Annotated in this window: 12 protein-coding genes; 4 read left to right on the top strand and 8 right to left on the bottom strand. The window is 72.4% G+C overall.

Going from position 1 to position 12,554, the window contains the following annotated elements:
- Positions 1 to 14: 14 nt before the first annotated feature.
- Positions 15 to 716: a uridine kinase gene (locus ACIGJO_RS14415; RefSeq protein WP_399957238.1), complete on the bottom strand. Its 702-nt coding sequence runs from the start codon at positions 714 to 716 to the stop codon at positions 15 to 17.
- 64 nt (positions 717 to 780) lie between these two features.
- Between ACIGJO_RS14415 and ACIGJO_RS14410 the strand changes: the two genes are divergently transcribed.
- A complete protein-coding gene (locus ACIGJO_RS14410) occupies positions 781 to 1,227 on the top strand; it encodes a hypothetical protein (RefSeq protein ID WP_399957234.1) in 447 nt (148 codons plus the stop codon).
- A gap of 95 nt (positions 1,228 to 1,322) precedes the next feature.
- Here ACIGJO_RS14410 and ACIGJO_RS14405 read toward each other — a convergent pair whose 3' ends face one another.
- The 3 genes from ACIGJO_RS14405 to deoC are packed head-to-tail and all read right to left on the bottom strand — an operon-like array spanning position 1,323 to position 4,619.
- The gene (locus tag ACIGJO_RS14405; protein ID WP_399957231.1) at positions 1,323 to 2,237 is read right to left on the bottom strand and encodes an aldehyde dehydrogenase family protein; all 915 of its coding nucleotides are present in this window, start codon (positions 2,235 to 2,237) and stop codon (positions 1,323 to 1,325) included.
- Complete coding sequence (locus tag ACIGJO_RS14400) at positions 2,227 to 3,666, bottom strand: aldehyde dehydrogenase family protein (protein WP_399957228.1); 1,440 nt, start codon at positions 3,664 to 3,666, stop codon at positions 2,227 to 2,229. Before ACIGJO_RS14400 ends, ACIGJO_RS14405 begins: the two co-directional genes overlap by 11 nt.
- 5 nt (positions 3,667 to 3,671) lie before the next feature.
- Complete coding sequence (gene deoC, locus ACIGJO_RS14395) at positions 3,672 to 4,619, bottom strand: deoxyribose-phosphate aldolase (RefSeq protein ID WP_266923178.1); 948 nt, start codon at positions 4,617 to 4,619, stop codon at positions 3,672 to 3,674.
- 158 nt (positions 4,620 to 4,777) lie between these two features.
- Here deoC and ACIGJO_RS14390 point away from each other — a divergent pair, with 158 nt between their 5' ends.
- The gene (locus ACIGJO_RS14390; RefSeq protein WP_399957223.1) at positions 4,778 to 5,461 is read left to right on the top strand and encodes a PH domain-containing protein; all 684 of its coding nucleotides are present in this window, start codon (positions 4,778 to 4,780) and stop codon (positions 5,459 to 5,461) included.
- A gap of 55 nt (positions 5,462 to 5,516) precedes the next feature.
- Here ACIGJO_RS14390 and ACIGJO_RS14385 read toward each other — a convergent pair whose 3' ends face one another.
- The 3 genes from ACIGJO_RS14385 to ACIGJO_RS14375 form a co-directional block, all read right to left on the bottom strand.
- Entirely contained in the window at positions 5,517 to 7,157 is a 1,641-nt protein-coding gene (locus ACIGJO_RS14385) for a phospho-sugar mutase (RefSeq protein WP_399957219.1), read from the bottom strand.
- Between the two features lie 186 nt (positions 7,158 to 7,343).
- Positions 7,344 to 8,168 (bottom strand): purine-nucleoside phosphorylase, encoded by an 825-nt coding sequence (locus ACIGJO_RS14380; protein ID WP_399957216.1) that lies wholly within the window; start codon positions 8,166 to 8,168, stop codon positions 7,344 to 7,346.
- 129 nt (positions 8,169 to 8,297) lie between these two features.
- Complete coding sequence (locus ACIGJO_RS14375) at positions 8,298 to 8,735, bottom strand: gamma-glutamylcyclotransferase (protein WP_073718187.1); 438 nt, start codon at positions 8,733 to 8,735, stop codon at positions 8,298 to 8,300.
- Between the two features lie 239 nt (positions 8,736 to 8,974).
- On the opposite strand from ACIGJO_RS14375, the gene ACIGJO_RS14370 reads away from it, so the two are divergent.
- Positions 8,975 to 10,414 carry an NAD(P)H-quinone dehydrogenase gene (locus ACIGJO_RS14370; RefSeq protein WP_266923186.1) on the top strand — a complete coding sequence of 480 codons (1,440 nt, stop codon included), beginning with the start codon at positions 8,975 to 8,977 and terminating at the stop codon, positions 10,412 to 10,414.
- A gap of 176 nt (positions 10,415 to 10,590) precedes the next feature.
- Complete coding sequence (locus ACIGJO_RS14365) at positions 10,591 to 11,550, top strand: DeoR/GlpR family DNA-binding transcription regulator (RefSeq protein WP_399957213.1); 960 nt, start codon at positions 10,591 to 10,593, stop codon at positions 11,548 to 11,550.
- A 307-nt stretch (positions 11,551 to 11,857) separates the two neighbouring features.
- Here the strand turns inward: ACIGJO_RS14365 and ACIGJO_RS14360 are convergent, their stop codons facing one another.
- A complete protein-coding gene (locus ACIGJO_RS14360; RefSeq protein ID WP_399957210.1) occupies positions 11,858 to 12,478 on the bottom strand; it encodes a TetR/AcrR family transcriptional regulator in 621 nt (206 codons plus the stop codon).
- Positions 12,479 to 12,554 lie beyond the last annotated feature (76 nt).

Here is a 12,554-nt window from a genome sequence, read left to right as displayed (position 1 = left end):
CACCCGCCCGGGGCTCAGTGTCCCGCGGACGCCCCGCGGCGGCAGCGGCCCGCCGCTGCCGCGGCCAGGCGGCCCAGCGCCTCGTCCTTGCCGCAGGGGTACGCGCCCAGCGCCGTCTGACGCGCCACGATCCGCCGCTCGGCCCGCATCAGACGCCACCCGCGCCGCAGCAGGAACGGCACCGACTTGCGCCCCTCGCGCAGGTCCCGCAGCAGCCGCCGCCGGAACGTCGTCGAAGGACGGCCGCGCAGGCACAGCGCGTCGGCCAGCAGCCCCAGCTCCTGGCACCGCCCGACTATGTCCGCCGCGAAGATGCCCTCGGCCACGAACAGCGGCGAACGCTCGATGTGGAACGCCTCCCGGTCCGTTCGGGCGCTGAGGGAGATGTCGTACACCGGCACCTCCGTACGGCCGGTGCGGCACAACTCCTCGATGGCGGCCACCGCCGCGTCCGCGTCCCAGGACTGCGAGGAGTCCCAGTCGATGTCCCCGCTGCCCGGGACCTGGGGCAGCGAGGGGTCGTCGCCCTCCTTGTAGAAGTCGTCCAGGCGCAGCACCGGCAGACCGGTGCGGGCGGCGAGGGACGACTTCCCGGAGCCTGAGGGGCCCGCGAGCAGGACGACGCGGGTCGGGATCGGTTGGGAACTCACAGAACAGAAGTGTGAGGCATTGACCCGCGCAGGGGATCCCTCGGAGGTCTTGTTGGTATCGAGCATCACACCTCAACTACTCTGCGCGCACGTACGATTACACATCCGGACCCGATCAGGTGGGAAAATCATGGGACTTCACGCACGTCGGCCCGCACGTCGCATTCTGCTGCGCGCCGGTCTGACCATCACCGCGCTGGGCGCCGCCCTCGGTGGCGGAGCCGCGGTGGCGCAGGCGGCACCGTCGCACACCGCGCCGGCCGGCGAGGCCGACAGCACGATCGGCGCGGTCACCGACGCCGCCGCGCCCGCGCTGACCGGGGCGCTCGGGTACTCGCTCGCCGGGGCCGTCTCGCCCATCACGGACATGCAGCTCGACCCGCTGGCCGGGACCGGGGTGGACCCGCTGGACAACGCGGTGGGCACCCAGATCGCCGACTTCCAGCCGCTGACCACGGCGGTCCTCACCGACCCGCTGACCAGTGGCGGCGCGCTGAACGACCTCCCCCTGGTGGGGCAGGTCACCGGGCTGATCACGGGCGGACTGCCGGGCGCCGCCGGGCCCGCCGCGGGCTGACGCACGGCGCGGGGCCGCCCCTCGCGTGGAGGGGCGGCCCCGCATCGCGGGCGTGCCGCGGGGTGCCGCGGTACCCGTACGGCACCCCGGCCCGGTCAGTACGAGGAGCCGGAGGTTCCCAGGGCGCCCGTGGGATGCCAGACCGTCTTGGTCTCCAGGAAGGCCGTCAGCCGGTGCGTACCGGGGTCGGCCGACCAGTCGGTGGAGCCGGCCTCGCCCTCCGCGTCCACCGGGCGCGGGCGCAGAACCCGCTTCAGGTTGTCCGCGGCCGCGATCTCCAGCTCCTTCGCCAGCGCCGCGTCCGCCCCCGTCAGGTCGATCGCGTTGACGTCCTGGTGGGAGGCGAGCGGGGCCGCGAGCTCAGCGGTGTCCCCGGAGAGGATGTTCACCACACCGCCCGGAAGGTCGGAGGTGGCCAGCACCTCGCCCAGGGACAGCGCGGGCAGCGGCGATGCGGCCGAGGCGAGGACCACGGCGGTGTTGCCGGTGGCGATCACCGGCGCGATCACCGAGACCAGGCCCAGGAACGAGGACTTCTGCGGGGCGAGGACCGTGACCACACCGGTCGGCTCCGGGGTGGAGAGGTTGAAGAAGGGCCCCGCCACCGGGTTCGCCCCGCCCACGACCTGGCCGATCTTGTCGGTCCAGCCCGCGTACCAGACCCAGCGGTCGACCGCCGCGTCCACGACGGCCGCGGCCTTGGACTTCGACAGGCCCTCCGCGTCCGCCACTTCGCGGACGAACTGGTCCCGGCGGCCCTCCAGCATCTCGGCGACGCGGTAGAGGATCTGGCCGCGGTTGTACGCGGTCGCGCCCGACCAGCCGCCGAACGCCTTGCGGGCGGCCACGACCGCGTCGCGGGCGTCCTTGCGGGAGGACCGGGGGGCGTTCGCCAGCCAGTTGCCCTTGGAGTCCGTCACCTCGTACACCCGGCCGCTCTCGGAGCGGGGGAACTTGCCCCCGACGTACAGCTTGTAGGTCTTGAAGACGCTCAGACGGTTATCGGACATCGAGGTATGCCTCCAGGCCGTGGCGGCCGCCCTCGCGGCCGAAGCCCGACTCCTTGTAGCCGCCGAAGGGCGACGTAGGGTCGAACTTGTTGAACGTGTTGGCCCAGACGACGCCCGCACGGAGCTTGCCCGCCACCGCGAGGATGCGGGAGCCCTTCTCCGTCCAGATGCCGGCCGAGAGGCCGTACTGACTGTTGTTGGCCTTGGCGACCGCCTCGTCCGGGGTGCGGAACGTCAGGACGGAGAGCACCGGGCCGAAGATCTCGTCACGGGCGACCGTGTGCGCCTGGGAGACGCCGGTGAACAGCGTCGGCGGGAACCAGTAGCCGGCCGAGGGGAGTTCGCAGGGGGCGGTCCAGCGCTCGGCGCCCTCCGCCTCGCCCGTCCCGACGAGCGATGTGATCCGGGAGAGCTGCTCCGCGGAGTTGATCGCGCCGATGTCGGTGTTCTTGTCCAGCGGGTCGCCGAGCCGCAGCGTGGACAGCCGGCGCTTCAGCGAGTCCAGCACCTCGTCGTGCACCGACTCCTGGACCAGGAGGCGGGAGCCCGCGCAGCAGACCTGGCCCTGGTTGAAGAAGATGCCGGTGACGATGCCCTCGACCGCCTGGTCGACCGGCGCGTCGTCGAAGACGATGTTGGCGCCCTTGCCGCCCAGTTCCAGGGTGGCCCGCTTGCCCGTACCGGCGATCTGACGGGCGATGGCCTTGCCGACCGCGGTCGAGCCGGTGAAGGCGATCTTGTCGACGTCCGGGTGGCCGACGAGTGCGGCGCCCGTGTCGCCGTGTCCCGTGAGGATGTTGACGACGCCCTTGGGCAGGCCCGCCTGGCGGCAGATGTCCGCGAAGAAGAGCGCGGAGAGCGGGGTCGTCTCGGCGGGCTTGAGGACCACCGTGTTGCCGGTGGCGAGCGCCGGGGCGATCTTCCACGCGAGCATCAGGAGCGGGAAGTTCCACGGGATGACCTGGCCGGCCACGCCCAGCGGGCGCGGGTTCGGGCCGTAGCCCGCGTGGTCCAGCTTGTCGGCCCAGCCCGCGTAGTAGAAGAAGTGCGCGGCGACCAGCGGGAGGTCCGCGTCGCGGGTCTCCCGGATCGGCTTGCCGTTGTCGAGGGTTTCCAGGACGGCGAGCTCGCGGCTGCGCTCCTGGATGATCCGGGCGATCCGGAACAGGTACTTGGCGCGCTCGGAGCCGGGCAGCGCCGACCACTTCTCGAACGCCCTGCGGGCCGCCTTCACGGCCCGGTCGACGTCCGCCTCGCCCGCCCGGGCGACCTCGGAGAGCACCTCCTCGCTGCTCGGCGAGACGGTCTTGAAGACCTTGCCGTCGGCGGCCTCGGTGAACTCACCGTCGATGAACAGGCCGTACGACGGGGCGATGTCGACGACGGAGCGGGACTCCGGCGCCGGTGCGTACTCGAATGCAGATGCCATGGGGATCAGTCCACCGTCACGTAATCGGGGCCGGAGTAACGGCCGGTGCTGAGCTTCTGGCGCTGCATCAGCAGGTCGTTGAGCAGGCTGGAGGCGCCGAACCGGAACCAGTGGTTGTCCAGCCAGTCCTCGCCCGCCGTCTCGTTCACCAGCACCAGGAACTTGATCGCGTCCTTGGAGGTGCGGATGCCGCCGGCCGGCTTCACACCGATCTGTACGCCGGTCTGCGCCCGGAAGTCGCGCACGGCCTCCAGCATGAGGAGGGTGTTCGCCGGGGTGGCGTTGACCCCGACCTTGCCGGTCGACGTCTTGATGAAGTCGGCGCCGGCCAGCATCCCGAGCCAGGAGGCGCGGCGGATGTTGTCGTACGTGGACAGCTCGCCGGTCTCGAAGATCACCTTCAGGCGCGCGGAGCCGCACTCCGCCTTCACGGCGAGGATCTCCTCGTACACCTTGAGGAAACGGCCGGAGAGGAACGCCCCGCGGTCGATCACCATGTCGATCTCGTCGGCCCCGGCCGCCACGGCGTCGCGGACGTCCGCGAGCTTGACGTCCAGCGCGGCGCGTCCGGCGGGGAAGGCCGTCGCGACGGACGCCACCTTCACTCCGGATCCCGCCAGCGCGGCGACGGCGGTCGCCGCCATGTCGGGGTAGACGCAGACCGCGGCGGTGCGCGGGGTCGTGCGGTCGGTGGGGTCGGGGTTGACGGCCTTGGCGGCGAGTGCCCGGACCTTGCCCGGGGTGTCCGCGCCTTCCAGCGTCGTGAGGTCGATCATCGAGATGGCGAGATCGATGGCGTACGCCTTGGCCGTCGTCTTGATCGAACGGGTTCCGAGGGAGGCGGCGCGCGCTTCGAGGCCGACGGCGTCGACGCCGGGGAGCCCGTACAGGAAGCGGCGCAGCGCAGCGTCGGACGCGGTCGCGTCGGAAAATGCGGGTGCAGTGGTGGGCATGGTCACCAGATGAGCATATCTACGCGCGTAGCGACCTGTACAGGGGCCCCCGTGGACCGGAGGTCCCGCGGAATTCCCGTGCGGCCTGGCCCGCCGGCGCGCGGTGCCGGGCCCGGCCGCCCCGTCACCGTCGGCGGCCGTCAGGCAGAATCGGCCCCATGACGAGCCCCACACCTCCCGCAGAGCCGACCTACGCCGCCCGGACCTTCCGGTCGGGCGCCGGGCTGGTCTGCGGTGTGCTGTTGCTTCTGCTGGCCGCCTGGCTCGCCGGGGACGCCATGTTCCGGGGCGAGGGACAGGTGCCGTGGCTTGCCCTCGCCGCGCTGCTCATGGTGGCTCCGCTGATCGTGGCGTTCACGCTGCGGCCTGCGGTGTTCGCGACCGGGCGGGACATCAGGATCCGCAACCCGTTCCGGACGATCGCGCTGCCCTGGAGCGAGGTCGCCGATGTGCGGGCCGGGTACTCCACCGAGCTCTTCACCCAGGGCGGCACCAAGTACCAGCTGTGGGCCGTGCCCGTCTCGCTGCGCGAACGCAAGCGGGCGGCCCGCAGGGCCTCGCGTCAGGCGCACGACGACCCGTACGGCCGGACCTCCGTGAACGCCGACGTACGCGACACGCAGGCACGCGTCGCGGCGGCCGACCGGGCCGTGCTGGACCTGCGGGAGCTGGCCGAGCGGGCCGCGGCGGTACGGGGCACGGAGGCCACCGCGAGCGGGACCGGTGAGGCCGCCGGGGCCGCGACCGCGGTCACGGCCCCGTCCGTGCGGTGGGCCGTCGAGCTGATCGCGCCCGCCGTGGCGGGCGCGGTGCTCCTCGTGGTGCTGCTCGCCGTGGGGTGAGCGGGAGGGGCGGGGCGACGGTCAGGACAGCGGCTCCGGCGCGCCCCGCCGGGAGTCAGATCCCGGCAGCCGCCGCCAGGTCCCGCTTGATCCCCGCGAGCAGCTCGGCGCCCTTCGCCCGTGCGGCGGGCAGCTCCGCCCGCGAACCGACCGGCACCACGACCTCCAGGTAGCACTTGAGCTTGGGCTCGGTGCCGCTCGGACGGACGATCACCCGGGCACCCCGGAGCCGGTAGCGCAGCCCGTCGGTGGGCGGCAGCTGGCCGGTGCCCCGGGAAAGGTCCTCGGCCGAGACGACCGCGAGGCCCGCCAGCGCGGCCGGCGGCGTCCCGCGCAGGCGCCGCATCGCGTCGGCGATGACCGACAGGTCCTCGACCCGCACCGACAGCTGATCGGTGGCGTGCAGCCCGTGCGCGAGGGCGAGGTCGTCGAGAAGGTCCAGGAGCGTACGCCCCTGCTCCTTGAGCACGGAGGCCAGTTCCGCGACGAGCAGGGCGGCCGTGATGCCGTCCTTGTCGCGGACGCCCTCGGGGTCCACGCAGTAGCCGAGCGCCTCCTCGTACCCGTAGCGCAGGCCGTCGACGCGGGCGATCCACTTGAAGCCGGTCAGCGTCTCCTCATGGCCGAGCCCCGCCTTCTCGGCGATCCGGCCGAGCAGCGAGGAGGACACGATCGACTCGGCGAAGACGCCCGTGGCGCCCCGGTCCACCAGATGGGCGGCGAGCAGCGCGCCCACCTCGTCGCCGCTCAGCATCCGCCAGCCGCCCTCGACGGCGGCGTCCGGTACGGCCACGGCGCAGCGGTCGGCGTCCGGGTCGTTGGCGATGATCAGGTCGGGGTCCGCCCGGCGCGCGGTCGCGAAGGCGAGATCCATGGCGCCGGGCTCTTCCGGGTTGGGGAAGGCGACGGTGGGGAACGCGGGGTCGGGCTCGGCCTGCTCGGCCACCAGCACCGGTTCGGGGAACCCGGCGCGGGCGAACGCGGCCGTCAGCACGGAGGTGCCGACGCCGTGCATCGCGGTGTACACGACCCGGGCGGTACGCGGGGTCCGCGCGCCGAGCACCGCGTCCGTGCGGGCGAGATAGGCGTCCAGCACCTCCTCGCCGAGCACCTCCCAGCCGGACCCGGGGCGCGGGACGCCGTCCAGCGGCCCGACGGCGGCGATACCGGCGGCGATCTCGCCGTCGGCCGGGGGCACGATCTGCGAGCCGTCGCCGAGATAGACCTTGTAGCCGTTGTCGCGCGGCGGGTTGTGGCTGGCGGTGACCTCGACGCCGGCCACGGCGCCCAGGTGCCGTATGGCGTACGCCAGGACCGGGGTGGGCAGGGGCCGGGGGAGTACGGCGGCCCGCAGCCCGGCACCGGTCATCACGGCCGCGGTGTCCCGGGCGAAGTCCTCGGACTTGTAGCGGGCGTCGTACCCGATGACGACGAGCCCGCCCTTCTGCCCCCGCGCCGTGAGGTACGCGGCGAGACCGGCGGCGGCCCGGATCACGACGGACCGGTTCATCCGCATCGGCCCGGCCCCGATCTCGCCGCGCAGCCCGGCCGTGCCGAACTGGAGCGTGCCCGCGAAGCGCACGGCGAGCTCGTCCAGGTCCTCCGCGTCGATGAGCCCGCCGAGCTCGTCACGGGTCTCGGGGTCCGGGTCCTCGGCCAGCCAGGTCCTGGCCTGCGCGATGAGGTCGTGCTGCACGGGGTCCACCTTTCGGGACGCGAGGGGCGCCAGGGGTGCGAGGGGCACGGAAGTGCCGGGGCATACGGGGCTGCGCGGCGTACGACCGCGTACGCGGCGCACTCGGCGTACGGAGACGTACGGGTACGGACGGGTACGGGCGTCACGGGAAGGGGCGAGGCCGCCGGGGCGGGCGCGCGCCCCGGCTCATATGCGGTCCAGCACCCGTGCCAGCAGCGACCCCATACGGGTCGCGGAGTCCCGTCCCGCCTGAAGCACCTCTTCGTGGTTGAGCGGCTCCCCGGACAGTCCGGCGGCGAGGTTCGTGACGAGCGAGATGCCCAGCACCTCCGCTCCCGCCTCCCGGGCCGCGATCGCTTCGAGGACGGTCGACATGCCGACCAGGTCGCCGCCCATGACCCGGACCATGTTGATCTCGGCCGGGGTCTCGTAGTGCGGGCCGGGGAACTGCACGTACACGCCCTCTTCGAGCGACTCGTCGATCTCCTTGCACAGCGCGCGCAGGCGCGGCGAGTAGAGGTCGGTGAGATCGACGAAGTTGGCGCCGATGATCGGGGACGCCGCCGTGAGGTTGATGTGGTCGCTGATCAGCACCGGCTGACCGGGGCGCATGCCCTCGCGCAGTCCGCCGCAGCCGTTCGTCAGGACCACGGTTCCGCAGCCCGCGGCGACGGCGGTGCGCACACCGTGCGCGACGGCGGCGACCCCGCGGCCCTCGTAGTAGTGCGTACGTCCGAGGAAGACCAGGACGCGCTTCGCGCCGATCTTGTACGAGCGGATCGTGCCGCCGTGGCCCTGGACGGCGGGTGCGGGGAACCCGGGAAGCTCGGTCACCGGGAATTCGGCTTCCGGAGTGCCGAGTGCGTCGCCCGCGGGAGCCCAGCCCGATCCCATCACGAGGGCGACGTCGTGGGTCTCGGCGCCGGTCAGCTCGCGCAGACGGGCGGCGGCCCCGGCAGCGGCGGCGTGGGGGTCGCCCTGGATGTTGTCCGGAATAACAGATGCGTTCACGCGGATGAGCGTAACCGCTGATTCCCTACGCGCGTAGATGCCCATGCGAAGAGTCTGGCCGGTCATGGTCGTACTTTCATACGAACCCGTGAACGAGGGGGAGCGGGCGGAAGGCGGGCCCGCCCGGGTTCAGCAGGGCCGCTTGCGCAGCTCCATCACATAGTCGTGCGGTGCGCCCGCGGACTCCGCGGCGTCCGCCAGTTCGCCGAGATACCTGGCCGAAGGCAGCCCGCCCTCGTATCCGTTCAGTACGTACATCCAGGCCGGCTCCTCGCCGTCCAGGGTGTGCACCCGCACCCGCATCCGCCGGTAGATGTCGAGCCCGACACCCTCCCAGCGGTCCATGGAGTCCTCGTCCATCGGCGCGAGGTCGTACAGCGCCACGAAGACCTGGGACCGCGGCGCCTCCACCACGGTGGCCAGCGCCCCTTCCCAGCCCATCTGCTCCCCGCCGAAGGTCAGCCGCCAGCCGTTGAGCCAGCCGGTACCGCGCAGCGGCGAATGCGGGGCGCGGCGGGTCATCAGCCGCGCGTCGAGGTTGCCGGCGTACGCGGCGTAGAGCGACATGAGGTCGAGGGTACGGGAGGTGGCCGCGGGAGTGCCGATTCCGGAGAGGAAGCCCCCGGTCGGGGAGTTCTCCGCGCGTGGCCACGGCGCCCGCGCCACGTATGGAGGGCCCCGGGGCGAAGCACTTTGGCGCGTGCGGGACAATGGAGTACGTACTGCATTCCCCCGGGGCGATCCCCCGGACCCCCGGCCGGGGCGGCAGACGGCCGTGGGATGACACCACGCGAGGCGGACTTTTCGTGACCCGGATCGTGATCATCGGCGGCGGCCCCGGCGGCTACGAGGCGGCACTGGTGGGCGCCCAGCTCGGCGCGGAGGTGACTGTCGTGGACTGCGACGGCCTCGGCGGAGCCTCGGTACTCACCGACTGTGTGCCCTCGAAGACCCTGATCGCGACGGCAGAGGTGATGACCACCTTCGACTCCTCGTACGAGGAGCTGGGCATCATCGTCGCCGACGACACGCCGCACCTGGAACAGGCGGCGCGCGTGGTCGGCGTCGACCTCGGCAAGGTCAACCGACGGGTCAAGCGCCTCGCGCTCGCCCAGTCCCACGACATCACCGCGTCCGTCACCCGTGCCGGTGCCCGGGTGATGCGCGGCCGCGGCCGTCTCGAAGGTCTCCAGGCCGCCGACGGGTCCCGCCAGGTCGTCGTGACCGCCGCCGACGGTACGGAGGAACGGCTCACCGCCGACGCCGTGCTGGTCGCCACCGGTGGTCACCCCCGCGAGATCCCGGACGCGCTCCCCGACGGCGAGCGCATCCTGAACTGGACCCAGGTCTACGACCTCGACGAGCTGCCCGAGGAACTGATCGTGGTCGGCTCCGGTGTGACGGGTGCCGAGTTCGCGGGTGCCTACCAGGCGCTCGGCTCGCGCGTCACCCTCGTCTCCTCCCGGGACCGGGTGCTGCCCGGTGAGGACCCGGACGCCGCCGCCGTCCTGGAGGACGTCTTCCGGCGCCGGGGCATGAATGTCATGGCCCGCTCCCGGGCCCAGTCCGCGAAGCGGGTGGGCGACCGGGTCGAGGTCACCCTCGCCGACGGCCGGGTCATCTCCGGCTCGCACTGTCTGATGGCGGTCGGCGCGATCCCGAACACCGCGGGCATGGGCCTGGAGGAGGCCGGGGTCCGGCTCAAGGAGTCCGGGCACATCATGACCGACCGGGTCTCCCGCACGAGCGCCCCCGGCGTCTACGCGGCGGGCGATGTCACCGGGATCTTCGCGCTGGCCTCGGTGGCCGCGATGCAGGGCCGGATCGCGATGTACCACTTCCTCGGTGACGCGGTGGCCCCGCTGAACCTGAAGACGGTCTCCTCGAACGTCTTCACCGATCCGGAGATCGCCACCGTCGGCTACAGCCAGGCCGACGTCGACGCGGGCAAGATCGACGCCCGTGTGGTGAAGCTGCCGCTGCTGCGCAACCCGCGCGCCAAGATGCAGGGCATCCGCGACGGGTTCGTCAAGATCTTCTGCCGGCCCGGCACCGGCATCGTGGTCGGCGGCTGCGTCGTCGCACCGCGCGCCAGCGAACTCATCCATCCGATCTCGATCGCGGTCGACAACAACTTGACGGTGGAACAGATCGCAAACGCTTTCACCGTGTACCCGTCCCTGTCCGGATCGATCGCCGAAGTGGCCCGGCAGCTGCACACCCGCAAGCTCACCGGCGAGGCGTAGAACCCGGCAATCCCCGGCAACCCCCGGCAACTCAGGCGGGTCCGGGGGCGCCGCGCGATCACTTCGGGACAACAGAGGGGCCGCCTATACCACTTGGCGGCCCCTTGTGCGTACAACTTCTGTTATTCGGCGCAAACTGCTGAAAACTATCCGGCGGTCACGTTACTGTCAGTTCCGTGTTCGCTGCAGAACGTCGTCAGTTGATCCTCGAAATGGTGCGTGCCAACGGGGCGGTATCGCTCCGTGAGCTCGCCCGCGTCGTCCAGACCTCCGAAGTGACCGTACGGCGGGACGTGCGGGCACTGGAGGCAGAAGGACTCCTCGACCGCCGGCACGGCGGTGCGGTCTTGCCGGGCGGTTTTACGCGGGAGTCCGGCTTTCCGCAGAAATCCCACCTCTCCACCGCGGAGAAAACGGCCATCGCGGATGTCGCCGCCGGTCTCGTCGGCGAGGGCGAGGCCATCGTGGTCGGCGCCGGTACGACCACGCAGGAGCTGGCCCGCCGGCTCGCGCGGGTTCCCGGTCTCACCGTGGTCACCAACTCGCTGCTGGTCGCCCAGGCGTTGGCCCATGCCAACCGGGTGGAAGTGGTGATGACCGGAGGCACCCTGCGCGGGAGCAACTACGCCCTCGTGGGCAGCGGGGCCGAGCAGTCCCTCCAGGGGCTGCGGGTCTCCCGGGCGTTCCTGTCCGGGAGCGGTCTCACCGCCGAACGCGGCCTGTCCACCTCCAACATGCTCTCCGCGAGCGTCGATCGCGCACTGGTGCAGGCCGCCGCGGAGGTGGTCGTCCTGGCGGACCACACCAAGCTGGGCTCCGACACCATGTTCCAGACGGTGCCGACGGACCTCATCACCCGGCTGGTGACGGACGAACCCCCGCCCCACGACGAGCGTGCCGCCGCCGAGCTCCAGGCCCTGGCGGACCAGGGCGTGGAGATCACGGTGGCGGGACCGGAGCCGGGCACCTCCGGCGGGGAAGGCGCGCCGTCGGGCCGCCCGCCCGCCCGCCGCGACATGCCCCTGCCGGGGCAGCGCCGTACGCAGAACGGGGGGCTGGGGAGCCCGCTGCGGAACGCGGCGGGCATGCCGGATCAGGGTGACCGGGCCAGGGTGGCGGACCTCCGCCGACGCTAAGGGCTGTCCCGTAATCCCTGGCGGATCGGCGCGCGGCGTCGGATGCGGTGCATCGCAGGGCGGAGGGACGTCCGCATGCTGGATGTATGCGGGCGTTCCGACAATGCGGCGAGGTGCCGTAGCTGTCGTCGTGCGCCCGCCAGGGATTACGGGACAGCCCTTAGGACCGTACCGCCCCGGCAGATCGTCCCGCCGGGCCCCGTGACGCCCGTCGGACACCCGGCGGACACCCCGCCCAGGTCCGGCCCGGCCGTCGGCCGCCGGGCTCGCGCCCCGGCGAAGTGGAGTGGGCCCGGACCCCGCGGGGTCAGCCGCGCGGGGGCTCCTCGCGGCCCTTCAGGCCCTGGAGCGTCAGGAGCAGCAGACGGTCCGCCAGCGCCGGGTCGTCCGGCGTCTGCTCCGCGGCCAGCGCGATCGCGTTCGTCAGCTGCAACAGATCATCGATCGAGACGTCCGCCCGCACCGACCCGCTCTCCTGCGCCCGTGACAGCAGCCGGGCGCCCGCCTCCCGCAGGGGCGTATGGCACTGGGCCAGCGCCGAGGTCTCGTCGCGGGAGGCCGACATGAGCGCCTGGGCCAGCCCGCGGTATTCACCCGCATGAGTGACGATCGCCCCCAGCCATTCCACCAGCGCCCGGCACGGCTGCTCGGCGCCCGCCAGCTCACGGGAGCGCTCCAGGAGCGCGCTCAGGGCCTCCTGGAACACCGCGTTCATCAGGGCGTGCCGGTTGGGGAAGTGCCGGTACAGCGTGCCGATGCCCACACCCGCCCGCCGCGCGACGTCCTCCAGCGAGGCATCGGTGCCGTGTTCCGCGAACGCCGTACGGGCCTCGCCCAGCAGCCGGTCGTAGTTCCGGCGCGCGTCCGCCCGCATCGGCCGGTCCGGCCCCTGCGCCGTGCTCGTCGACATCGAGATCGCCCTTGCCATCGCGCAGTCCTCCCAGAATCCCTGGGTCCAGGATGCCACCGCATGCCCGAGGGCCCGGTCCGAGTCGCACAACCCG

It is taken from the genome of Streptomyces sp. NPDC079020 (assembly GCF_044542225.1).
Classification (GTDB): domain Bacteria; phylum Actinomycetota; class Actinomycetes; order Streptomycetales; family Streptomycetaceae; genus Streptomyces.
This window is presented reverse-complemented; position numbering and strand designations above follow the sequence as displayed.